This is a genomic window from Streptomyces jumonjinensis (assembly GCF_009600885.1).
GTDB lineage: Bacteria > Actinomycetota > Actinomycetes > Streptomycetales > Streptomycetaceae > Streptomyces > Streptomyces jumonjinensis.
In genome coordinates, this window is record NZ_VCLA01000121.1 from 1 (window position 1) to 22,405 (window position 22,405).

Consider the following 22,405-nt stretch of genomic DNA (forward strand, 5'->3'; position numbering starts at 1 on the left):
GGGGCCGCCCGGCCCGCCCACTCCATCACCGACCACGGCGGTCTCAGCTCCCCCAGCCTCCCGATCCGCACCGGCCGCAGCGACCCCGGCTCCGGCGCCTCCGAGTGCCGGGCGAAGACCCGCTCGGCGTAACGGTGTCCGGTGTCCGCCCCGAGCACCAGATAGGTGGTGTCCGGCTGCCGTTCGGACTCCCAGCGGGCGACGAGATGCGCGGCCCCGGTGGACAGCCCGGCGAAGACGGCGTGGCGGCGCAGCAGTTCCACGGCCCCGGTCATGGCGTGCCGGAAGTCCAGCCAGTGCAGGGTGTCGTACAGCTCGTGCCGTACGTTCCCGAAGGGGATGGAGCTGCCGATCCCGGCGATGATGGCCTCCGGGTCGCTGAACCCCTCGCTCCCGAAGGTGACGCTCCCGAAGGGCTGCACCCCCACGAGCCGCACCTCGCGCCCGCCGCCGCGCAGCGCCTCGGTGAGCCCGCCCGTCGAGGACCCGGTGCCGACCGCGCCGACGACGGTGATCGGCCCGCTGGGCAGCGCCGCGCCGACGAGCGCGGCGAACTCGCGGTATCCCGCGTAGTGCACCTCGTCGTGATACTGCCGCATCCAGTGGAAGTCCGGCCGCTGCCGCAGCAGCGACCGCACATGCCGCACCCGGCGCTCCTGGTCGAGCCGGAGGCTCTGCGACGGCGGCATCCGGTCGACGGTCGCGCCGAGCACTTCGAGCTGCGCGCGCATGGTGGCGTCGACGGTGGTCGAGGCGACGATGTGGCAGCGCATCCCGTAGCGGTGGCAGGCCATGGCGAGCGCGAGCGCGTAGATGCCGCTGGAGCTGTCCACGAGCGTCTGCCCGGGGACGACCTTCCCGGTCTCCAGCAGGGTGCGTACGGCCCCGAGGGCCGCGTACACCTTCATCGTCTCGAACCGGGCCAGGACGACGGAGCCGGAGAGCCGTATGAGGGCGGGGTCCTTGAGGGCGTCGGTGATGTGGTCGTGCACGGCGACGGGCGCGGTCCCCGGTCCCGCCGTGGCTTCGGCGACGACTTCGGCGATGGCTGGGGCGGGGGCGGCGGCTGCGGAGAGCTGGGTCATGGCGTACGTGTCCTCCGGTAGGGCGCGGGTGAGTGGGGGGTGCGGCGGCCGGTCTCAGCCCGTGCGGCCCTGGACGATGAGCCGGCGGGAGTGCTGGTCGTAGGGGCCGCCGTCGAAGTCGCCGAAACACTCCACCTCGGTGAACCCGGCCGCCAGGAAGAGATCGTGGAGCTCGGCGGCGCTGTAGAGGAAGGAGTGGATCGTGGAGGTGCGGGCCGTGTCGCCGCGCACCAGGGTCCATTCGGTGCGCAGCCGCCGCCAGCTGTCGAGCACGGTGTCGCGCTGGATGACATAGCCGCCGTCCGGCAGATCGACGGCCTGCGGACGGCCGATCCACCCGGCGAGCACCTCCTTGCCCATGACGTCGACGATCAGCCGCCCGCCGGGGGCGAGGCTGCGGCGCGCGTTCCGCAGGACCTGGAGGTTGTCGGCGGGGTCGGCGAAGTAGCCGAAGGAGGTGAAGACGTTGAGGATCACGTCGTACGCGCCGGGGTCGGCGTAGTCGAGCATGTCGGCGCGGACGAGGTCCACGGCGGCCCCGGCCCGGTCGCAGGCGTCGTGGGCCCGGTCCAGCATGGCGGGGCTCAGATCGACCCCGGTGACCTTGTAGCCGCGCGCGGCGAGGGGGACGAGGAAGAGGCCGGGGCCGCAGCAGAGGTCGAGGACCCGGGTTCCCTGGGGGAAGTCCAGCAGCCGTGCGGAGGCGACGAGCGCGGCGACGGAGTCCGCGCGTTCCCCGGAGAACATGGCGGGCGCGAAGTCGGTCCAGAGCGTGTCGTCGGCGTACCAGTCGCCTTCCCGCTCGTCGTGCTCATCGCGCCCGGCCCGCCCGTCCCGGCCGACGTGCCGCCCGTACCGCTCGTCGTCCGTCTCCGGCAGACCGTGGATGTTCCCGCTCACCGTGCACCGACCTCCTCGCAACCGTGTCGTCGTCCGTCCCCCGAGTAGTCGGGCGGCGACGGTGCGGAGTTCCCGGGCGGATGAAACTGCTTCCGGCCGCTCCCGTCACCCGTTCCCCCGCCCCGGCGTGCCGCCGCGTCCGGGCCGGGCTTGAATGCGAGATGTCGGCGCGGCCCGGTCCGCCGTACACAACGGGTCGGCCGGGCCGGCCGGGCCGGCCGCCGGGAGAGGCCCGGAACCCGCCGGAGGGACCGCGAGCCACGAGCCGACGCCCACCGGCCGGGGTGCCGCACGCCAAAGGGCCGGCAGGACCGCCGGGAGTACGCGAAGACCGGGAGCACGCATGCCGCAGCCGCAAGCCCCGGAGCCCAAAACCGCCTCCTCCCCAGCCCGCAAGGGGTGGCTGCGCCGGACCGGCGAATGGTGCGCCGAGCACGCCGTCGTCGTCATCATGCTCTGGCTCGCGGCCCTCGCCGGGCTCCAGGTGCTGCACCACAGCTACGCGGGCGAGTACTCCGACGACTTCTCCCTCCCCGGCACCCAGTCGCAGCACGGCCTCGACGTCCTCAAGGCCCATGAGCCCCTGGCCGGCGGCTACAGCTCCCAGATCGTGCTGAGCGACCACGACCGCCCGCTCACCGCCGTCAGCGGCCAGCTCTCCGCCGCTGTCGCCGCCCTCCAGCGACTGCCGGACGTACTGGCGGCGCAGGACCCCCTCACCGTCCCCAGCGCCCCGAGCGTCGGCCCGCTCTCCGACGACGGCAGAACGGCGTACATCACCGTCCGTTTCAGCGTCCCGCCGTCCACCCTCGGCGGGGACTACCTCCAGGGCGTGGACTCGGCTGTGGCGCCGCTGCGGGCGGCGGGCGTCCAGGTGGACTACGGCGGCGGGCTCGGCGAACTCGCCCAGCCCGAGCCCAACGACCGCCTCAGCGAGATCGTCGGGTTCTCCGTCGCGATCGTCGTCCTGCTCATCGGCTTCGGCAGTGTGGCGGCGGCCGTACTCCCCCTGATCACCGCGCTCTTCTGCGTGATCTGCGGGCTCGCGCTGCTGGGGCTGCTCGCCTCCGCGTTCGTCTTCGCCACCGTGTCGCCGACCCTCGCCACGATGATCGGTCTGGGCGTCGGCATCGACTACGCCCTCTTCCTGGTCACCCGGCACCGCCAGAACCTCATGAACGGCGACGATCCGATCCGCGCCGCCGGAAAGGCCACGGCCGTCAGCGGCCACGCGGTGCTGCTCTCCGGCTGCACGGTGATCATCGCCCTCTCCGGACTCTGGGTCTCCGGCATCGGCTTCATCGGCACGCTGGGGCTGGCCGCCGCCGTCACCGTGGTGACCGCCGTGGCCGGGGCGATCACCCTGGTGCCGGCCTTCCTGGGACTGGCCGGACGCCATATCGACCGGCTGCGGGTACGCACCCCGATCGCCGAGGCCGACGGCGAGCCGGGCGGCGAGTCGGGCGGGGAATCGGGCGGCGAATCGGGCGGGGAGGCCCGGGGCAGCTGGCACCGGTACGCCCAGCGGGTGGAGCGCCGCCCCTGGTGGTATCTGATCAGCGGGGTCGTCGTCCTGGCCGTGCTCGCCATCCCGCTCTTCTCCATCCAGCTCGGCCATATCGACGACGGGGCCGACCCGGAGTCGTTCACCGACCGGCGTGCCTTCGACACCATGTCGGCGGCCTTCGGGCCCGGCTCCAACGGCCCGCTGACCCTGGTCGTCGACCAGTCCGCGGTGCCGCAGGCCGACCGGCCGGCCCTCGCCGCGCAGGCGCAGCACGGGCTCGCCGATGTGCCGGACGCCGCCGCCATCACCCCGTTGACGCCCACGTCGGACGGCGATGTACTGATCGCCACCGCCTACTCGGTCGCCGCCCCGCAGGACGAGCGGACCACGGAGCTGACCAACCGGCTCGCGGACGACATCCTCCCGGCGGCGGTCTCCGGCAGCGCCGCGCGCACCTATGTCACGGGGGCGACGGCGGCCCAGGTCGACTTCCTCGACATCGTCTCCCGACGGCTGCCCCTGATCATCGCCGTGGTGGTCGGCCTCGCCTTCCTCGTCATCCTGGCGGTGTTCCGGGGGCTGCTGGTCGCGATCAAGGCGGCCGTGCTCAATGTGCTGTCGATCGCGGCCTCGTACGGGGTCGTGGTCGCGGTCTTCCAGTGGGGGTGGGGCGGCCCGGCGCTGGGGGTCTCGGGCACGGTGCCCATCGAGAGCTATGTGCCGATGATGATGTTCGCCATCGTCTTCGGGCTGAGCATGGACTACGAGATCTTTCTGCTGTCGCGGATCCATGAGGCATGGCTGCGGACGGGGGACCCGAAGGCGAGTGTGGCGCACGCGCTGGAGATCACGGCACGGGTCATCACCTGCGCGGCGCTCATCATGGTCAGCGTCTTCGCGGCGTTCGTCATCAGCGACGAGATCGTGGTGAAGATGCTGGGGCTGGGGCTCGCGGCGAGTGTGCTGATCGACGCGACGGTGGTACGGCTGCTGCTGGTACCCGCGGTGATGACGCTGCTGGACCGGCGGGCGTGGTGGACGCCGCGCTGGCTGGACCGGGTGCTGCCGCATCTGGAGGCGGAGGGGCATGACATGGCGGGGGAGGGGGAGGGGACGGGCCTGGGCCGGGGAGCGGGCGACGGGCCCGGCGCTCCGGCACAGCCCTCGCGCCTGTAGTAGCGGGACGCTGCGGGGGCGGCGCGTCGTCCTCCCAGCCGGCTCACCGACTCACGGGCGTACGGGCGTACAGACGTACGGGCGTACGGGTCGACTCACCCGCTCACCCGCTCACCACCCCCCGGCCCCCGCCCGGTGCGCAGCCGCCCCCGCACGCGCTGTGCCGACCGCTGCCGACGCCCTGGCCCGCGCCCCCTCCCCCGCCATGGGTCCGCTCCAGCGAGGAGGGCCGTGCCGAAGCGGCGAGCGAGACGGCGGCGGTGGCGGCAGCATCGACTTCCGCCCGTACCGCCTTGCCCGCCGTCGAGTCCTCGTCGTACACGGCCTCTCCGCCCACCAGCGTCAGCCGTACCCGGGTGTCGCTGATCTCGCGCACCGGCACCCGGGTCACATCCCGGTCCAGCACGATCAGATCCGCCGCCGCCCCCGGGGTCAGCTTCCCGATCCGCCGCTCCATGCCGAGCTGGTAGGCGCTCCCCGCCGTGTGCATCCGCAGCGCGGCGGCCCGGCCGAGCCCCTGGAGCTCCGGGTGGAGCGCGCCCTGCCGCGCGGACTCGCCCTCCCGGTCGACGGCCGTACGGATCTGGTTCCACACCCCCAGCGGATCGACGGGCCAGTCCGAACCGCCCGCCAGCACCGCCCCGTTCCGCGCCAGGCTGCGCGCCGGATAGAGCCTGCGGTGCCGCTCGTCGCCGATGTACGGGAGCAGCGCCTCCATGGTCCACACGTCCCGCATCGCCCACTGGAGCTGCATGCAGGCCACCACGCCGAGCCGGGCGAAGCGCGGGTAGTCGTCGGGGTGGACGAGCTGGAGGTGGGCGATGGTGTGCCGGTTGCCCCCGCTGCCCCGGTTGCCCCGGCTGCCGCCCGCGCGGCGGGCTGACTCGTAGCCGTCCAGGGCCACCCGTACGGCGCGGTCGCCGATCGCGTGGGTGTGCAGCTGCCAGCCGTGCCGGTCGAAGAGCCGGGCGAGCGCGGCGAACTCGGCGGCGGTGGCGTACAGATCGCCCCGGTCACCGGTCGGCCGCCCGTCGCGGTCGAGGTAGGGATCGAGGAGCGCGGCGGTCCGGGTGGGATGCTCGATCACCCCGTCCAGGAACACCTTCGCCGTGCCGAAGTGGAGCTTCGGCGTCCCGCCGTGGGTCCCGCGCATCTCCCGCACCCAGCGGAGCGCCTCCTTCGGGTCGCTCACCTCCTCGGGCGACAGCCTGAGGGCGGTGGCGACGCGCTGGATCATCCGGTCCGAGCCTGCGAGGGCGGCGTACACGTCCAGTTCGAACTCGGTGACACCGGCGTCGAGAAAAGCGGTGACGCCCTGCGCCGCCGCGTGGCTGAGGGCCTTGGCGACGGCGGCGTGCAGCTCTTCGCCCTCGGCTTCGGGGATCAGCCGGGTCACCGGATGGATGGCGTCGTCCTTGAGCAGCCCGGTGGGGGAGCCGTCCGGGTCGCGGACGATCTCGCCGCCCGGCGGGTCGGGGGTCTCGGCGGTGATGCCGGCGAGTTCGAGTCCGCGCCGGTTGACCCAGGCCGTATGGCCGTCGCCGCCGAGGAGGGCGACGGGACGGCGGGTGGGGAGTTCGTCCAGGATGCGGTGGTGGGGGACGGTCCCGGCGGGCAGCAGTCCGACCGGGTTCCAGTCGACGGCCGAGAGCCAGCCGTCGGGTTCGCCGCTGGCGCTCTCCGCGAGAAACCCCCGGAGGGTTTCGAGGAGTTGTTCGACGGTGAACTGCTCATGGTCGAGCGACGGTTTGAGGGACCGCGTGCCCGCGCCGATCGGATGGGCGTGGGCGTCGACGATTCCGCTCATGACGGTGGCGCCGGACGCGTCGACGACATCGGTCCCGGGCCCGGAGAGCCGCCGAATGACGGCGGACGGCCCGGTGGCGAGGACGGTTCCGTTCCGGCCGACGGCGATGGCCTCTTGGGGGCGGGCGTGGCGTTCCCCGGTCAGCACCCGGGCGTTGTGGACGACGAGGGCTGCGGAGCCACGCCCCCGGAGGGAGGAGGCGGTGCCGGTGGAGGAGGTCAGCACGGCGGCGGTGCCGGCCGCGCCCGCGGCGAAGAGGACTCGGCGACGGGAGAGATCGGGGGGAGTCATAGGCGGCATCCTGGGCGTTCGACTCCGTTGTGATCAACGGTTTTTGACGGCGGGGGGGCTGGCCGGATGCCCGCTCGGCGGGGAGGGTGGGCCCTGGTCCGGCCCAGGTCCGGCCCCGGTCTGGCCCCGGCGGAGCCTTTGCTGGGCCGCACACACGTTCCCCGACCGTCTGGAAGAGTCTGGAAGAGTACGGAGACATGAGCGGATTCATCCAGTGGCAGAAGTCGTCGTTCCCCGGCGGGGACGGGCCGGAGTGCGTGGAGATAGCCCAGCACGACGGCAGCATTCTGGTGCGCGAGAGCGATGACCCCGGCACCGTCGTCACCACGGACCGCGCGAAGCTCGCCGCGTTCCTCCAGGGGGTCAAGGCAGGGGAGTTCGACCATTTCGTGGCCCAGGGCGGCCATCCCTGACACTCATGCGCATGAGCGATCTCCTGACCCCCCGGCTGCTGCTCCACCCGCTGAGCCCCTCCGAGGCCCGGCGGCTGGCGTCCCGCGAGCCGGACGACGGGGCGCTGTGGGCGGACGGATACCCCGACGCCGGGGATGTGACCGGGGCTCGGCGCTTTCTGGGCGTCTGCGCGGAGCACGGCGACCCTCGGCCGTTCGGGGCGTATGAGATACGCCGCCGGGGCGACGGCCGGGCGATCGGCGGGCTGGGGTTCCACGGACCGCCGGACGAGCATGCCACGGTGACCATCGGATACGGGCTGATCCCGGCGGCCCGGGGCCGGGGGTACGCCACCGAGGCGCTGCGGGCGCTGCTGGAGTTCGCACGGCGGCACGGCATCGCCTGCGTACGGGGCGACACCGACCTCGGCAACGTCGCCTCGCAGCGGGTGATGGTCGCGGCGGGGATGAGTCCGGCAGGGGAGGACGACCGGTTGACGTACTACCGGATCACCTGGGCGGGCCGGGTGGAGTGAGTGGGGCGTGCGGAATTCATCCACAGCCTGTGGATATCTTTTCGCATGTCGGACCTCGGGCGGCACGGGACGGGGGTACGGGGGCACGGGGGTACGGGTCCGTGGGGGCACGGGCCCGTGGCGTACGGGGGTACGGGCCCGTGACATACGGGTGCACGAGTCCGCGGCAGACGGACGCGGACCGCCGAGCCCGGTGTGGATACCGTCCCGGGCGCCCCTTGCCACTCCTCACTCCTCCCCCTCACTCCTCACTCCTCCCCCTCACCCTTCGCAGCTGATGTCCTTCTCGGGCCGCTGCCCCGTGAGCAGGAAGCTGGTCACCTTCCTGTTCCCGCAGGCGTTGCCCTCCCCCAGATAGGCCCCGTGCCCGCCGCGCTCGACGGTCACCAGCCGGGCCCGCTCTCCGAGGGCCTCGCGCATCTTGAGAGCGCCGAAGTGCGGGGTGGAGGGGTCCCGGCGGTTCTGGATCATCAGGATGTTGGACGGTCCGTCATCGGTGATGCGGACGGGCTTCTCGGCGGGGGCCTTCCAGAAGGCGCAGGGCAGCATGGTCCCGGAGAGCCCAGCGGTGAGGGGGTGCCGGACGCGGTCGGCGGCCACGGCCCGCTCGTACGTCGAGAGCTTCCCGGGCCAGCGGACGTCGTTGCAGACGACGGCCATGGTGACGGCGGCGGCCTCGTCCGACACCGGCTTCGCGAGCTCGCCCGGGAGCTCCGGGGCGCCCTTCGGATGCCCCGCTTCCCGGATCAGCCGGGCGAGCTCGTCGAACAACCGGTCGCTGTAGAGGTAGCTCTGGAGGGCCTGGCGCAGCCGGTTGCCGGTCAGGGGCACACCCGGGGTGGTGGTCTTCTTCGGCGTCCGGTCCAGCCGGGCGGCGAGCTCGATCACCAACGGCCGTACGCCCTCGGCCCGTTCAGCCAGCCGCAGCCCCTCGCTCTCCCGCGCCGGATCGGCGGCCCAGCGGGCGAAGTCGGCGAACCGGCCCTCGACCGCCGCGCCCGTATTGGCGAGCCAGCCCCGGGCGACGCGCCGGGGGTCGGGGTCGCCGTTGGTGTCGAGGACCCAGCGATCGGTGCGGTGGGGGTACTTCTGGGCGTACGCCGCGCCGACATAGGTCCCGTACGAGATCCCCCACGCGGAGAGCTTCTCCACCCCGAGCGCCTGCCGGAACCGTTCGATGTCCCGCACCTGGTTGGCGCTGGAGAAACTCTTGAGCACGTCCCCGCCATGCCGCTCACACGCCTCGGCGGTACGCCGCGACCGCGCGGCGGTCCCGGTGAGATCCCCGTCCGCCCCGGGCCAGGCCCGCAGATTCACCAGATCCCGGTCCTCGTCCGCCAGCCGACAGCCGGCGGTCGTACTCCGCCCGACCCCACGCGGATCGATGCTGACGATGTCGTACGCCCCACCCAACTCCCCCCGGAGCGCCTCCCCCTTCTGCGCCAGCCGCTGCACCCCGGACGACCCGGGCCCCCCGGCGATGACCAGCAGCGTCCCCCGCTTCTCCGCCCCCCGCTCACTCGGCAGCCGCGACACCCCGACCCTGATCTGCCGCCCACCCGGCTCCCTATAGTCGACCGGCACCTCCAACTCACCACACTCCTGATCCCGCGGCCCCTGCTCATACACACACGGCTCCCAGTTGGGCCCCGCCTTGGTAACCGCCTCGGCCTGCGCCCCGGTCCCCCCGACCCCGACAAGCGCGGCGGCCACGGCGGCCCCGGAGAGCGTGAGAGCGAGAGCACGTGCGGTATAGGTCGTCGTCATGCCATGAAGCTTCGCCACCCTGGGCCCTCCGGCCCATCCGGAGAGCCGGTGTGCGGGGGTGGGGGTAGCCCCCGGGGGGATCCCTGGCGGGGGGTGTCTCCAAAGGGCCGTGCTCATGGGAGAGTTGACGGTCATGGACCTGCGTTCCCTCATCCGGCCACCAGGCTGCGCCTGGCATCTCTTCACCCCGGGAGGCCCCGATGCCCGACTGCCCGCAAGTGAATGAAGACCGCTACTTCGGGATGTGAACGCGCAGGTCAGGAAGGGTGGGCCCCGCGCGTGCGGGGATGGTCCGGTGCGGACCGTCTGAGTTCTTTTCTGGCGCGTGTGGGCCCCGCGCGTGCGGGGGTGGCCCGGGGAACTCGTCACACTCCTTCCCGCCCTTCGCATGGGCCCCGCGCGTGCGAGGGTGGCCCAGGTCGCGCGGGGCCCGGCGCTGGGCCGGATGCCAGGGAAGGGCTAGCCTGCCGAGCCCCCGCAGCGGGTTCGTCGGCCGAGCGCTTCTGGTCGGCTCGGCGCCCTGCGGCGGTTGCGGCGCGCGGCCTGAACGTGTGCGATCCAGGCTGGCACCAGCCATGCCGCCGCGCTTCGCCAGGCTCGGAGCAGAGCGGTCTGGGATGCTGCCCGGCGGGGCCCCGGCAGGTATTGGGGAGGACGGCCTGAGGACGTACGGGTGCCGCGATACCGCAGTCGAGTTGCTTGAGTGGCCAAGTTGCCCGGCTCAGGCAAGCGCGATATCTAGGAAAGGTTGCCTGAATCGATGACTTTACTGAGGCAGTAAAGTCATCAGCCTAAGCAAGTTTGCCTGCATGGCGTGTGATAATGGTTTGGTGGAATCTCCGCTGATCAGAGAGGCGCACCTGCTGGAACAGGGCATCCAAGCCCTGAACAGCCTGCTGGGGCCGGAGTGGCAGGTCACACAGCGCCCGAATAAGAGCAAGGTCTTCGATGCCCTCCTGGAGGTAAGGGCGGAGGGGGACAGCACCTTCACGCAACTGCTGGTGGAAGCAGTGCGGGCAGTACCACCACGGTTCGTGATGGAGCGGCTGGTGCCCAGGGTGCAGCTGCTCCGCGAGGTCAATCACTACACGAATCTGCTGGTCATCGCGCCATGGATCTCGTCCCAGGCCCGTGAGCTGTTGCGGCAGAACGGCATCGCGTACCTGGATCTGACCGGCAATGTCGGCATCCGTGTGTCGCGGCCGGCCATCATCATCCACACAGTAGGAGCCGAGAAGGCGCCGCGGTCAGCGCCGCGGGAATCCAGCAGGACCACTCTGGCGGGCCCGAAGGCAGGCCGTCTTGTGCGGCTCCTGGCCGATGTGCCGCCACCTCACCGAGCCACCGACTTGCACCGAGTCTCCACGCTGAGCCTTCCCTACGTGTCCCGGCTCCTGGACACCCTTGAAGACCAGCTCCTGATCCGCCGCCAAGGGCGGACCATCACGGAAGTCGACTGGGCTCAGCTTCTGCGCGCACGGGCCCAGGAGACCAGTCTCCTCTCCCATGGGTCGTACCGGGGAGTGCTGGCTCCCAACGGTGTACCGGCCCTACTGCAACAGATCCCGCAGCTTTCCACGGAGTACGTCGACGGTCTCTCGGTCACCGGCTCCTACGCCGCACAGCGATTTGTCCAGGTCGCCGTGGGAGGCCAGCTGATGCTCTACGTCGCGTCCTGGCTGAACGTCGACGACGTGGCCGATGACCTCGGACTCCTCCCCGTCACCGACGGCGCGGACGTCCTGCTGCTGAACGAGCCGGATTCCTTCGTCCGAAGACGGGCCGAATTCGTCGACGGCGTGCAGTACGTCGCGCCCAGCCAAGCGGCACTCGACTGCCTGGCCGGCCCCGGCCGGATGCCTGCCGAGGGAGAGGCGCTCCTGGAGTTCATGGAACGCCATCCCGAGAAGTGGCGCGCTTCCAAGAACAACGGCGAGACACGGCCCGTCCAGCACTAAGATCGCAACGCAGGACGCAAGCCGACGAGAGCACGAGGCGCCATGTCACAGGTTCCGGAGGGCATCGACCCCGATCAGCTGACGGTGGTGGCCCGGCGCGTTCTCCTCGACGGTCTGGTCGCGTTGAGCCCTCACCTCGATGCCCTGACTGTCGTGGGTGCGCAGGCCGTCTACCTGCGCACCCCGGACGCGGCAATCCGCAACTCGCCCTTCACTTCCGACGGCGACCTGAGCATCGACCCCGCACTTCTTGAGGACCAGCCACTTCTCGACGCATCCCTGCGCGAGGCCGGCTTCAGGCTGAAGAAGGAGAGCGAACCCGGGCTTTGGGAACGGCAGGAGACCGTGGGCGACCAGGTTGTCCCGGTGGAGCTGGATCTCCTCATCCCCCGGCAGCTCTCTCCCAAGAACGGGCGTCGCAGCGCCAAGGTCCCGCCGCACGGCACGATGTCCGCGCGCTGGATCGAGGGCCTTGAGGTCGCCGCCGTGGACCGTTCCCCCCTGCCCGTCCGCAGCCTCGACCCTGCCGACGATTGCTCCATCACGGTCAACGTCGCAGGCCCCGCAGCCCTCCTGGTCGCCAAAGCCTTCAAGATCACCGATCGGCTCAGCCAGGCCGAGAAGCGTCCGGACCGCCTGACCGACAAGGACGCCGGTGACGTCCTGCGCATCATGATGACCACCAAGGCACAACAGGTCTCCGAAACGTTCACCGTTCTGCGCAACGACCCGCGCGTGGGCGACGTCGCGGCGGACGGGCTGGAGAAGCTGCGTCAGCTTTTTGGCGGGCGTGCCACCCCCGGCGTCGATATGGCTGTCAAGGCGCTTGCGGGCTCCCTCGAAGAGGACCGCGTCCGAATCCTCGCCCCTGCCTTCATCGCGCGCCTGACGGAATAGACCACCCCGAGCCTGTGCCGTGCGGGTGGCGGACCGGCCTTGGCCAAGGCCCGGCAAAGGGCCTGGCACTGGGGACTCGCGGCGAGCGCCCTTCGGATTCGCCGCCTTCCGGTCGTACAGTCGGGGCCTATTTGAAGGGGCACTCGCCATCACTGGCCACTGCCCCTCTGGGGCTCGGAGCGCGCCGATCTTGTCAGCGGACAGCATCGGCAGAGCACAACGCGGAACTTCGGCGGGTGTGGCCTTGGGGGGCCTCCCGTGAAGGATCAGGCAAGCGTGCGGCGGCCCCGGAGAGCGTGAGAGCGAGAGCCCGTGCGGTATAGGTCGTCGTCATGCCATGAACCCTCGCCGCTCCCGGTTCTCCGGCCCATCCGGGGAACCGGTGTGCGGGGGTGGGGACAGCCCCCGGGGGATCCCTGACGAGGGCGCCTCCAAGGGGCGGTGTTCATGGGACAGTTGACGGACACGGGCCGCGTTTCCTCACCCGTCCATCAGGCTGCGCCTGGCACCTCTTCACACCGGGAGGCCCGCCCCGATGCCCGACTGCTCGCAAGTAAATGAAAACCGCTACTCCACGATGTGAACGCGCAGGTCAGGAAGGGTGGGCCCCGCGCGTGCGGGGATGGTCCGCCTCCAGCCCGTCGCCGAGCAGTTCCTCGGCCGTGGGCCCCACGCGTGCGGGGATGGTCCTGCATCTCCGACCGCCCGGATAATGCTTGCCGAGTGGGCCCCGCGCGTGCGGGGATGGTCCGTGGGCCGGAGAGAACGGGTACTGCGTCCGCAAGTGGGCCCCGCGCGTGCGGGGATGGTCCCCTGTGTGATCGGCCTCCCGAACAGCTGAGAGAGTGGGCCCCGCACGTGCGGGGGTGTCCCCTGCCGACGCTGGGCTACATGTTCTTGGATTGGATGGTCCCCGCGCGGGCGGGGGTGTTCCCCTCAACTCCGGTGACAGAGGCAGTCTCGGTCTGTGGTCCCCGCGCGTGTGGGGGCGCCTCTCCCACGGGCTGCTGGCCACGGAGGTAGACCTGCTGCCACTCCAGCGAGTTCATCTTCAGCGCTGCTACGGCAAGCTCCTGCGCCGAGGCGGTTTTGAGCTTGGCGAGACTGCTGTCGATCCAGGGCTGAACGTTCTGGCAACCCTGCTCGCGGTACTCGACGGCCTGGATGAGGCATTCGAGCTTGTCGGCGTCATGCGCGACGATCACTTCGAGGGAATCGCCGTTCTCGTACTCGTGAACGACTCGCTGCACGCCCGCACGTACCGCCGGGTGAGCGGCGGACACCTGGTCGGCGGTCACCTTCTCGTTCGGCGCGGCCTCCAGATAACGGCGGCCGATATGAGGGATGTCGCTGACGCGGGTCTCCTGTGTGTCGTGAAACAGGCAGAGAAGAGCCACCTTCGCGGGGTCGGCACCTTCCATCATGGCGAGCACCGCACCGATGACTCCGGTCCGGAAAGAATGCTCGGCGATGGTCTCGGGATCCTTGACACCGGCGATCCACCAGCCGGTTCGTTTGGCCCGCTTGAGCACACCCATCTCCAGCAGGAAGCCTGTGGTGCCCCTCGCGTGTTCGGTGTCGTCCGCCATGTGGTGGCCCTCCGGTCTGTCACGTGCGGTTCTCATGCAGAACGTAGTACACAGCGCTGAGTTCCCGCTTTGATCGTGAAGAGATCCGGCCGCTGTCCAAGAGCTGCAACGCTCGCTCGCTGAGTTGACCAGCAATCTCGGGTGATGCCATCGGAAGCCACCTATGCGCTGTGAGTAGTGCCCACAGCGAGTGGATGTACAGGTCAACATAGCCGGGAGCTTGGTGAATCCCGTACACAAGGCATCGCATCAGAGTTATTGGGTCCCACGCAGCCAAACCTCGGTCGCGCATGAAATGATCATTCGCATGAGGCTCCGCCAAGGCCCCTAACCAGTAGGCCCAGTAGGTGAGGTTCGCGGCCTCCGCCACATCATCGTCGATCACCGATCGCTCGATGAAGTCGAGCAAAGGTTGAGGATCACCGAGGCGGGCCAATGCAGCAGCGGTCGAGCGCGCCTCTGCCCATTGGGGTGTCCATCCACGTGCACCCAGGACACCACGGCGGGCGTGGAGAGCATGAGCTGTCCATGATGCCGCGTCAGCGCTCTGGTCATACGAGGTCAGATAGAGCGCCTGACGACCCAGAAGGACACCTGACTCCTCGATCCGGGAAGCGGATTCAGCTGCGGTTCTCAAATGCGAGAAGAACGCAGTCCGCTCTGGCACTGGGAGGAGCGGACCCTTCGCAACAGGCCCACGGCGGGAAGGTGTCGGATGCGCGAGGGACGGTGGGGGCGTGCCGGTCAGCGCCCACGCGATCATGTGTGCAGTTTCGCGGGTATGGACCCACTGACCGAGAGGATGTACAGGATCCCGGTCCGGTCCGGCAAGGCCGGCTTCGATGACCCGATCTGCGTCCATCGCGGCTTCCAGAAGCCGGACAACCTGTGGATCTGCGCCGAACGCAGGCAACCGCCGTCGCAGTGCAAGCAGCGAACCGGCCTTCATGTTGGCGAGCGGCCTGCGCCCAGATTCCCAGCCTTGCACCGTCCCAAGATCGACACGAAGCGCTTCTGCCATCCCCGCCTGTGTACGCGAGCCGTTTCCTGCGGGAATGCTCTCGCGTGCCATGCGCAGAACAAAGCCCGCGATGCTGGGCATAACCGCACGTCGCCGTGCAGACGCTCTAGCGTTCATGACGCTCCCGAGTGATCGGCTACCTCAACACGTACCCGTAGTCAGTGTTACTGCATTCAGCACAGCCATACGGTCAAGCTGCGGATTCCACACAGACCTGAGTGAACCAGGCTCTGATACCGCCGCCGCCAGGTCGGCCGTGTGCTCATCGCTCTGCACGGCGGGCCTGGAGGCGACATCCGGTCGCGATTCTCCCCGCCTGGGCCGGGTGTTCCACTACCCCGAAGGTGCGACCCTGTGAGCAAGGCGGCTACAAAACCACCCGATATGACGATGAGCCTCACCGCGAAGCCCTCGGAGATCGGTGGTATCCGACGCACTGTCATAAGTTTTCTGCAGGAGTGCGGCCTCGACTCGATCTCTGATGACGTGGCCCTTGTCGTCAGTGAACTACTGGCCAATGTTCATGAGCATGCCCAAGGCGTCTGCGATCTGGAGATTCGCCAGGAAGGCGAAAAGCTCCTCGTCGAAGTCAGCGATACCGTCATGGCACCGCCGACCCTCCGCAGCGGATCCGTCTCCGCCGAGGCCGGGCGAGGGCTCCTCCTGGTCGATGCGCTGACCGAGCACTGGGAGACCACGATCACCGCCACCGGGAAGGTCATCACCTGCGCCTTCCGGACCTCGTAGCGCTCCACGAGCGTTGCCGTGAATCCGAGAAATGAACTGATCGCCTACGCGATATCCGTGCTCGCGCTCACCGGCGCCCTCGCATGGGCGGTCCTCCCCAAGCCGTGACGCGCAGGGCCAGTCGGGCTTTTCCTCCCGTCCCCCTCCGAGAATGGTCATGACGGGCCCGTACACCACTCACCAGAAGGGCATCGCCCATGAACGATCTCTACGAACTCCCCTTCCCTGACGCGTAGCTCGAACGGTTCTGCGGCGGCGAGCACGGAGCGTGCGTCGAGGTCAGCGCGATCCCCGGGACCGCAGGCGGATTCGTCGTGCGCGACAGCAAGCCCGAGGGCTCCGGTCGCGAACTGCGCTTCAACGCAGAATTGACGGACATGGGCCGCGTTTCCTCATCCGCCCATCAGACTGCGCCTGGCACCTCGGGACGTGGACTCCTCGCGGCTGAGCGCAGCGCTGGACTCCGGGGCCTACTCCGCGACCGCCGGCGCTGCCGCGCTGGCCGGCTTCGACATCGCGGTGATCACTGTGCCGACCCCGTTGCGGGACGGCATGCCCGACCTGACCTACATCGAGTCCTGCGCTCGGACGCTGGGCGAGCACCTTCGCCCCGGTGCGACGGTGGTCCTGGAGTCCACGTCTATCCCGGTCGGCTGCCACTGCGGAAGGTGCGCCGACAACGCCCGGTAGTCCACATGCGCGTTGTGGGCGCAGATCCACGAGCCGCCCAGGAACGTGCAGGGGTAGCCCCCCGGGCAGGGATCCCTGACAGGGGATGCCTCCAAGGGGGCGTATTCATGGGAGAGTTGACGGACAAGGACCGCGTTTCCTCACCCGCTCATCAGACTGCGCCTGACACCTCTTCACACCGGGAGGCCCCGATGCCCGACTGCTCGCAAGTGAATGAAAACCGCTACTCCGCGATGTGAACGCGCAGGTCAGGAAGGGTGGGCCCCGCGCGTGCGGGGGTGGTCCATGGGCCGAACGGCGCGCGGACGGTCATGGCCGGTGGGCCCCGCGCGTGCGGGGGTGGTCCTCCCTCCCAGGCTGCGAAAGCCTGCCCCCAGTCGTGGGCCCCGCGCGTGCGGGGGTGGTCCCCAGGACCCCGCCGCCGGCTATCTCATGGCCCTGTGGGCCCCGCGCGTGCGGGGGTGGTCCTCAGTCGCATGCGGCAGACGCGGGCCCGTAGTGGTGGGCCCCGCGCGTGCGGGGGTGGTCCCCCGTTCCCGGACCGATCGGCATCCCCGCACAGGTGGGCCCCGCGCGTGCGGGGGTGGTCCGGGGCTCGCCGAGGCGGCGCTCGACCTCCAGGCGTGGGCCCCGCGCGTGCGGGGGTGGTCCAAGGTTCAGGTCGTTCTCTCGGGCCCGGATGCTGTGGGCCCCGCGCGTGCGGGGGTGGTCCGGTCGACCAGGCGCCGGGCGGCGTCACCATCCAGTGGTCCCCGCGCATGCGAGGGTGGTCCGGCCCCGGCGCGGCGGCGGGCGTCCTCATCGAGGTGGGCCCCGCGCATGCGGGACGGTCTTCGGGCCAGTGTCCGCTACGACTCAGGCTGTCGGCATCAATGTGGCCCTGGGGGGAGACAGGCAAGGCCCTGTCGCTGATCGGGAGCATCAAGCCGGTGCACGAGAGGGTTCTGTCAGGCGCCGCCCGGAACCGGTACGCCATGGACAAGGCGCTCGCGCAGGCGGATGCGAAATTGTGGGACGCGTCGTTGGAGACCCTGGAGGGTGCGCTGCTCGCCGCGCCGCAGTGGGCCCGGCACCAGGTCCTTCCCTCGGTCATGGTGTCGCGTGTCGCCAAGGGCAGTACGACGCGTCTACGGCGGGTTGGCTCTGTACACGAGAGAGAGACAGCAGATGTTCACCACTTCGGGAGGCAGTTCCGAGGGCCGCTGTGCTCGAATTGTTCACGAGCACCGGCAGCACCGGTTGCCGGCGCTCAGTGACGGTAGGCGGCTGTCGCGATCTCGATGAAGGATCGGATCAACGGGTTGGTGTCACCTTCGTTCCACACCGCCACCACTCGGCTCGGCACCATGTCGGTCAGCGGTACCACGGCCAACTCCGCGGGCAGGTCGTGTCCGAGCGGGGCCAGGCCGACCGTGCCGTTCCACAGCACGGCGTGCAGGCACTCCTGGACGGCGCGCACCACTGGGCCCTCGCGCGGCGTGCTGCCGTTCCAGTACGACTGCCAGATGGGGTCGGTGCCCTGCGGGAACTGGAACCAGCGGCGGTCGCTCAGTTCGGCCAGCCGCAGCCGGTCGCGGCGGGCCAGCGGATCGTCGGCGCGCAGGACCGCGCCGACCGGATCGGTTCGCAGCGCACGCACCGTCAGGGCGGTCTCGTCGAACGGCGCCCGGGTCAGGGCGACGTCGACCAGTCCGGCGCGCAGCCCGCACGTCGGGTCGGTCAAATCGGTGTCGCGGATGCGGATGTCGATGCCGGGGTGGGTTCGGCGGTAGGCGGCGGCCAGCCTGGACACTCCGGGGTCGGTGCCGTCGCCCAGGATGCCGACGGTGATGGTCGTGGCGCCGGCTGCCGCGCTCACGCGTACACGGACGCGGTCAGCATGGTCGAGCAGGGCCCGCGCCTCGTCGAGCAGCACCGCGCCCACCGGAGCGAGCGTGACGCCGGTGGGTGAGCGGGCGAACAGCAGGGCCCCGACATCGGCCTCCAGCTGCTTGATCGCCCGGCTCAGCGACGGCTGACTCATGTGCAGTCGGGTGGCTGCCCGGCCGAAGTGGAGTTCCTCGGCGACGGCCACGAAATAGCGCAGGGTCCGTAGCTCCACGCTGCAACGATAGCCAAGGGGTATCGGCGCTGCGGGATGGGTCTTGGACACTGGCAGGCCCCCGGCGGTGCACTTGTGAGCATGACCGAAGCAGCAGAGGCCAACGCGCCGCAGGCCGACCCCGTGGTGTCGGTGGTGGGTCCCGGCGAGGGCGAGACGATCGTTCTGGGCACCACGCACATGCGCGTCCTGGAGGACGGCAGCCACACCGGGCACCGCCTCGCGATCGCGGAGTCCGTCCTCGCCCCGCACACCCAGGGACCGCCGCAGCACCGTCACACCCAGCACGACGAGGGCTTCTACATCCTCTCCGGCACTGTGCGGTTCACCGTCGGGGACGAGGACCACGACGCCACCGCGGGCACGCTCGTGATGGTTCCGCCCGGTACCCCGCACACCTTCGCCAACCTGACCGACCAACCCGCCGTCATGCTCAGCACATTCACCCCCGACTTGTATGTGCAGTACTTCCGAGACCTCCAAGAGGTGCTCGTCGGCGGCCGGCCGTTGACGCCACAGGCCAATATCGACGCGATGAGCCGCTACGCGACCGAGCCTGCCACCGACCTCGCCTGAAGCAGTCGACGGGTCCCGTGAACCAGTGACCCATGAACGGGAACTATGAACATCGCCTACTGGATCGTCGCGGGACTGCTCGCCCTCTTCTACTTCTACGCGGGCACGCTGAAGGTGATCCGCAGCCGCGATCAGCTCCGACCGATGGCGCGGGCCTCTTCGGGCTCACCGTCCGCCACACCGAGCACGTCCTCCCCATCCCCGATCCCGGGGACGCCTGGCGGGAGCGCGCCCGCCGAATGGGCCGCGTACGCCTCACCCTCACCCTCGCGCCCCTGCCAACCGCCGGCATGAGCCCCGAGGACACCGCGCGAGCCGTACGCCAAGCCCTCACCGACGGGCGCATCCTCACCGGCACGACCCGATTCGACGATCTGTCGAACCGAGCCCGCAGGGAGTAACCGTGTGCCGGGCAATGGTGAGCGGGAAAGGAAAGGCCGCCCGCACCCTCTACACCAGGCCCACTTTGTTCTTCCAGGCGAGGACTCCATCAGTGAAGCCGAAGCGCGCGTACCCTATCAGCACATTCCCGGCCTTGCAGTGGAACCACTGCTCGTGTCCAGCCGTCGAGGGGTACGCCGGGTACTCCTCCGACCAAATCACACAGGAATTCCGGTTCGCGATGGCCATGGCCTGATCCACCGGCATTCCCTTGGGGATGCTGTCGTACTTGGCCAGCGTCATGGACGGCGTGACCGGCTTGATCAGGTGCTCCTGGGACTTTCCGGTGAGCTTGCCCTGGGTGAAAGTCAGGTTCGCGTAGGCATAGATGTCGCCCGACGGCTCGGACCCCCAACAGAGGTAGGTGTATTTCGTCGTAGACGCCGCGAAGTTGGGAGAGGAACCGTCACAGGAATCCCGGCCGATGGCATCGAACACCTGGGTCACCGTCATGCCGAACTGGGCCGCGTTGTACTTCTCCGCCGTCATCGTCCCGGGCGGCCACCCCGCAGAATTCTCAGCCGCGACCGCGCTCGGCGACGAGACCCCAGCGACGGTTGCGCACACCGCAGCCACCGCCGCCGCACCCAATCCAAAACGCCTGCCCATGATTCTCCGCCTTTCAGGGAAATTCACGCTCTCAGAGAATCCGCAGTCGCCTCACAGGTGACTGCAAAACTCGCATGAGTATGCGGAGATCACTGATCAAGGGTCAAGGAAAGCACCCGGTGATCAGCCGGGCGGAGACCAGTCGGAGAGTGCCCGGAGAATCTGCCCCTCCAGCTCTACGTTGACCGAAAACCCGTCTGGCGAAGAATGGGTGTTCAATATCGGCCACAGGGCGAAAGGGAAACCGGACGCACGGGTACGGGTGGTCGCCCCCGGCCCGGCCCTCGGCCCGTGGGCGTGCCACGGGTCGGGGACCGGGCCGGGGCGGAGGTCAGACGAAGTTCCTTCCGTCGTCGGGACGGTAGGCCGCGAGCGCCCAGATGATGAACACATCGATCGCGATCACGATCACCGCCCAGATGGGCAGGTACGGCAAGAACAGGAACTGCGCCACCAGGCTCAGCGACGCGAAGAAGATACCCGCGTACCGCGCCCAGCTCATGTTCTTCAGGAGGCCGTAGCCGGTGATCAGCACACAGACACCGATGATCAGATGGATCCAGCCCCAGCCCGTGAGGTTGATCCGGTAGATATAGGTGCCCACCCGGCCGTACACATCGTCTTCCGCGATCGCCGCGATGCCCTGGAGGATCGCGAGCACCCCGCTGCACACCATCAGGATTCCCGCGAAGACGACGCCTCCCACCGCCCAGCCGCTGTTCTGACGGGTTCCGTGCGAGGACTTCGGTGGCGGAGTCCCGGCCGGCTGTGATGCGTGGCTCATGGGACCTCCCTTCCTTGGCCCGTACGCCCAACGCGGACGGGGATTCGACTCTCAGCCCGAACCCTTGTCGCCGCCATCCGGATACACCCGTTCGGGTGACGGTCCCGCCGTGTCGGCGCCCGCCCCGGGGCCTGGATCCGCCGCCAGGAAGTCCACGACGGCCACCGCGAACAGCAGTGCCAGCACCAGCCCCACCACCACCCACCCCGTGGGATAGCTCCACAGCAGATACGCCAGCACCGCCCCCGCCACCAGCGCCCAGACGATCCACCGCCGGTAGCGCCGTACCCACGGCCCCACCGGGCCGGTCCGCAGCCCCGCGCGGCCGGCCACCCCCCGTACCGCCTCGATGCCGCTGCGCCACAGTCCCCGTACGAGGACGGCCCGGCGGCCCGGACCCGTCAGCCATGCCGCCAGGGCGATCACCACGCCCAGCGTGACGACCATCCGCACCGCCGTCCGCAGAAAACGGATCAGCGCGTCGTACACCGCGCCGGCCGCCGGCTGGGAGACCTGGGCCGGCAGCCGGTCCAGATAGAGCGCGCGGAAGACGGTCAGCGCCAGACCGAGCAGCCCCATCGCGACCGCGACGCCGAGGGCCGCGGCGACCACGGCCCGGCGGCGGCGTACGGCCAGCAGGACCCCCGCCACGACCAGCGCCAGCGCGAGGACGGGCAGCCAGGCCCCGGCGAGCTGGAGCAGCCGGAACGCGGTCTTGAGCTTGCCGATGTCGTCCGAGCGCGCGACGGTGAAGTTCGTATGGATCTCGGGGATCTTTCCCGCTGCCGTCAGACCGTCCGCGGCCAGCCGGGCCTTGACCTGGTCGATGACCGGGGCGAGATCGATCTCCACCGTGTTGCCGGTGAGCTTGACCGCTCCCCCGCCGCTTCCGGTCAGCGCCTTGTCCACGGCGTCATGGGCGGCGCGGTTGGCGTTCGTCCACAGGGTGCTGAAGGCGGGGGAGGCGGCGATCGCCTGCGCCTTGTCATGGACGAAGCTCCGCAGCGCGTTATCCAGCGGGCCGGCCAGCCTCGCCAGCGCCTTCGCCAGCCGGGGGCGGTCGGCCGGGGCCGCGCCTTCCAGCAGCGAGTTCAGATCGATATGCCGCATCACCGCGTCGGTGACCCGGTTCGCCACGGCCGCCTGGACGTCCTTGTCGGACGCGAGAGGGGCCACCGTGGCGACATAGCGGTCGGTGTCGCCCACCTCGTCGGCCGTCCATACGGCGACCGCGCTCAGCGGGGCGAGTACGCAGCCGATGACGATCAGCAGCGCCGAGAAGAAGGAGCGCACCCGGTGGTGGGGCCCTCTCGCGGAGCCACGGGACTCCAGCGCCGTGATCCGGGAGCGGAGTTGCTCCAGCTCGCTCTCCTCGTCCGCCATGGCCGCCACCACCTCCACTGTCTGCCCTCAGGGAAAGCGGAACGGGCGGGTACGGCGACCCGCGCTGGGGCATCCGGGCCAGATCCCCCGGGCGGCTCACCCGTTCGGGCCCGCCCACGCGCAGCCGGGCCGCCGCTGGCCTTGCATG

The 22,405-nt window shown here is 70.0% G+C and carries 18 protein-coding genes, 3 pseudogenes and 1 CRISPR repeat array; of the genes and pseudogenes, 11 read left to right on the top strand and 10 right to left on the bottom strand.

Features of this window, described 5'->3' with window-relative positions; genetic code table 11:
* Positions 1-1,085, bottom strand: a 1,085-nt coding sequence (locus FF041_RS14220; RefSeq protein ID WP_153523190.1) for a pyridoxal-phosphate dependent enzyme, incomplete at its 3' end; no start/stop codon positions are given.
* A 54-nt stretch (positions 1,086-1,139) separates the two neighbouring features.
* Entirely contained in the window at positions 1,140-1,832 is a 693-nt protein-coding gene (locus tag FF041_RS14225; protein ID WP_153523252.1) for a class I SAM-dependent methyltransferase, read from the bottom strand.
* 496 nt (positions 1,833-2,328) lie between these two features.
* On the opposite strand from FF041_RS14225, the gene FF041_RS14230 reads away from it, so the two are divergent.
* Positions 2,329-4,668: an MMPL family transporter gene (locus tag FF041_RS14230; protein ID WP_153523191.1), complete on the top strand. Its 2,340-nt coding sequence runs from the start codon at positions 2,329-2,331 to the stop codon at positions 4,666-4,668.
* Positions 4,669-4,771: 103 nt separating this feature from the next.
* On the opposite strand, the gene FF041_RS14235 is transcribed toward FF041_RS14230, so the two are convergent.
* Complete coding sequence (locus FF041_RS14235) at positions 4,772-6,766, bottom strand: amidohydrolase (protein ID WP_153523192.1); 1,995 nt, start codon at positions 6,764-6,766, stop codon at positions 4,772-4,774.
* Between the two features lie 197 nt (positions 6,767-6,963).
* Between FF041_RS14235 and FF041_RS14240 the strand changes: the two genes are divergently transcribed.
* Together FF041_RS14240 and FF041_RS14245 are read left to right on the top strand one after the other, a co-directional pair.
* The gene (locus FF041_RS14240) at positions 6,964-7,179 is read left to right on the top strand and encodes a DUF397 domain-containing protein (protein ID WP_153523193.1); all 216 of its coding nucleotides are present in this window, start codon (positions 6,964-6,966) and stop codon (positions 7,177-7,179) included.
* An 11-nt stretch (positions 7,180-7,190) separates the two neighbouring features.
* Positions 7,191-7,694 (top strand): GNAT family N-acetyltransferase, encoded by a 504-nt coding sequence (locus FF041_RS14245; protein WP_153523194.1) that lies wholly within the window; start codon positions 7,191-7,193, stop codon positions 7,692-7,694.
* Positions 7,695-7,955: 261 nt separating this feature from the next.
* Here the strand turns inward: FF041_RS14245 and FF041_RS37870 are convergent, their stop codons facing one another.
* Positions 7,956-9,461 (bottom strand): alpha/beta hydrolase, encoded by a 1,506-nt coding sequence (locus FF041_RS37870; protein WP_194292030.1) that lies wholly within the window; start codon positions 9,459-9,461, stop codon positions 7,956-7,958.
* 830 nt (positions 9,462-10,291) lie between these two features.
* Here FF041_RS37870 and FF041_RS14250 point away from each other — a divergent pair.
* A complete protein-coding gene (locus FF041_RS14250; RefSeq protein ID WP_323391857.1) occupies positions 10,292-11,419 on the top strand; it encodes a hypothetical protein in 1,128 nt (375 codons plus the stop codon).
* A 42-nt stretch (positions 11,420-11,461) separates the two neighbouring features.
* Positions 11,462-12,316 (top strand): hypothetical protein, encoded by an 855-nt coding sequence (locus tag FF041_RS14255; protein WP_153523195.1) that lies wholly within the window; start codon positions 11,462-11,464, stop codon positions 12,314-12,316.
* 1,016 nt (positions 12,317-13,332) lie between these two features.
* Here FF041_RS14255 and FF041_RS14260 read toward each other — a convergent pair.
* Positions 13,333-13,905, bottom strand: a pseudogene (locus tag FF041_RS14260) (HD domain-containing protein); the annotation flags it as partial.
* Positions 13,906-13,924: 19 nt separating this feature from the next.
* A complete protein-coding gene (locus FF041_RS14265; protein WP_153523196.1) occupies positions 13,925-15,007 on the bottom strand; it encodes a helix-turn-helix domain-containing protein in 1,083 nt (360 codons plus the stop codon).
* 273 nt (positions 15,008-15,280) lie between these two features.
* Here FF041_RS14265 and FF041_RS14270 point away from each other — a divergent pair, with 273 nt between their 5' ends.
* The 3 genes and pseudogenes from FF041_RS14270 (at position 15,281) to FF041_RS14280 (ending at position 16,363) form a co-directional block, all read left to right on the top strand.
* A complete protein-coding gene (locus tag FF041_RS14270) occupies positions 15,281-15,673 on the top strand; it encodes an ATP-binding protein (protein ID WP_153523197.1) in 393 nt (130 codons plus the stop codon).
* A 257-nt stretch (positions 15,674-15,930) separates the two neighbouring features.
* A pseudogene (locus tag FF041_RS14275) lies at positions 15,931-16,026 on the top strand (DUF397 domain-containing protein); the annotation flags it as partial.
* A gap of 76 nt (positions 16,027-16,102) precedes the next feature.
* On the top strand, positions 16,103-16,363 hold the full coding sequence (locus FF041_RS14280) for a hypothetical protein (protein WP_323391858.1): 261 nt from the start codon (positions 16,103-16,105) through the stop codon (positions 16,361-16,363).
* A gap of 257 nt (positions 16,364-16,620) precedes the next feature.
* Positions 16,621-17,136: direct repeats of the CRISPR family, unit length 28 nt; unit sequence GTGGGCCCCGCGCGTGCGGGGGTGGTCC.
* Positions 17,137-17,612: 476 nt separating this feature from the next.
* Here the strand turns inward: FF041_RS14280 and FF041_RS14285 are convergent.
* Positions 17,613-18,464 carry a LysR family transcriptional regulator gene (locus tag FF041_RS14285; RefSeq protein WP_323391859.1) on the bottom strand — a complete coding sequence of 284 codons (852 nt, stop codon included), beginning with the start codon at positions 18,462-18,464 and terminating at the stop codon, positions 17,613-17,615.
* Between the two features lie 81 nt (positions 18,465-18,545).
* Here FF041_RS14285 and FF041_RS14290 point away from each other — a divergent pair, with 81 nt between their 5' ends.
* The 3 genes and pseudogenes from FF041_RS14290 (at position 18,546) to FF041_RS37875 (ending at position 19,441) form a co-directional block, all read left to right on the top strand.
* Positions 18,546-19,040: a cupin domain-containing protein gene (locus FF041_RS14290; protein ID WP_194292031.1), complete on the top strand. Its 495-nt coding sequence runs from the start codon at positions 18,546-18,548 to the stop codon at positions 19,038-19,040.
* A 45-nt stretch (positions 19,041-19,085) separates the two neighbouring features.
* Positions 19,086-19,187: pseudogene (locus FF041_RS38965) on the top strand (DoxX family protein); the annotation flags it as partial.
* A 92-nt stretch (positions 19,188-19,279) separates the two neighbouring features.
* Entirely contained in the window at positions 19,280-19,441 is a 162-nt protein-coding gene (locus FF041_RS37875; protein ID WP_194292032.1) for a hypothetical protein, read from the top strand.
* 49 nt (positions 19,442-19,490) lie between these two features.
* Here the strand turns inward: FF041_RS37875 and FF041_RS14300 are convergent, their stop codons facing one another.
* The 3 genes from FF041_RS14300 to FF041_RS14310 form a co-directional block, all read right to left on the bottom strand.
* The gene (locus FF041_RS14300) at positions 19,491-20,090 is read right to left on the bottom strand and encodes a BLIP family protein (RefSeq protein WP_153523199.1); all 600 of its coding nucleotides are present in this window, start codon (positions 20,088-20,090) and stop codon (positions 19,491-19,493) included.
* A gap of 331 nt (positions 20,091-20,421) precedes the next feature.
* A complete protein-coding gene (locus FF041_RS14305) occupies positions 20,422-20,874 on the bottom strand; it encodes a DUF7144 family membrane protein (protein ID WP_153523200.1) in 453 nt (150 codons plus the stop codon).
* A 51-nt stretch (positions 20,875-20,925) separates the two neighbouring features.
* The gene (locus tag FF041_RS14310) at positions 20,926-22,257 is read right to left on the bottom strand and encodes a hypothetical protein (RefSeq protein WP_228388204.1); all 1,332 of its coding nucleotides are present in this window, start codon (positions 22,255-22,257) and stop codon (positions 20,926-20,928) included.
* Positions 22,258-22,405 lie beyond the last annotated feature (148 nt).

Bases quoted from the DNA above. Each gene is read 5' to 3' on its own strand.
- FF041_RS37870 (WP_194292030.1), bottom strand. From the start codon at position 9,461: ATGACGACGACCTATACCGCACGTGCTCTCGCTCTCACGCTCTCCGGG.
- FF041_RS37875 (WP_194292032.1), top strand. From the start codon at position 19,280: ATGGGCCGCGTACGCCTCACCCTCACCCTCGCGCCCCTGCCAACCGCC.
- FF041_RS14310 (WP_228388204.1), bottom strand. From the start codon at position 22,257: ATGGCGGACGAGGAGAGCGAGCTGGAGCAACTCCGCTCCCGGATCACG.
- FF041_RS14290 (WP_194292031.1), top strand. From the start codon at position 18,546: ATGACCGAAGCAGCAGAGGCCAACGCGCCGCAGGCCGACCCCGTGGTG.
- FF041_RS14305 (WP_153523200.1), bottom strand. From the start codon at position 20,874: ATGAGCCACGCATCACAGCCGGCCGGGACTCCGCCACCGAAGTCCTCG.
- FF041_RS14230 (WP_153523191.1), top strand. From the start codon at position 2,329: ATGCCGCAGCCGCAAGCCCCGGAGCCCAAAACCGCCTCCTCCCCAGCC.
- FF041_RS14240 (WP_153523193.1), top strand. From the start codon at position 6,964: ATGAGCGGATTCATCCAGTGGCAGAAGTCGTCGTTCCCCGGCGGGGAC.
- FF041_RS14245 (WP_153523194.1), top strand. From the start codon at position 7,191: ATGAGCGATCTCCTGACCCCCCGGCTGCTGCTCCACCCGCTGAGCCCC.
- FF041_RS14265 (WP_153523196.1), bottom strand. From the start codon at position 15,007: ATGCCCAGCATCGCGGGCTTTGTTCTGCGCATGGCACGCGAGAGCATT.
- FF041_RS14255 (WP_153523195.1), top strand. From the start codon at position 11,462: ATGTCACAGGTTCCGGAGGGCATCGACCCCGATCAGCTGACGGTGGTG.
- FF041_RS14225 (WP_153523252.1), bottom strand. From the start codon at position 1,832: ATGTTCTCCGGGGAACGCGCGGACTCCGTCGCCGCGCTCGTCGCCTCC.
- FF041_RS14235 (WP_153523192.1), bottom strand. From the start codon at position 6,766: ATGACTCCCCCCGATCTCTCCCGTCGCCGAGTCCTCTTCGCCGCGGGC.
- FF041_RS14300 (WP_153523199.1), bottom strand. From the start codon at position 20,090: ATGGGCAGGCGTTTTGGATTGGGTGCGGCGGCGGTGGCTGCGGTGTGC.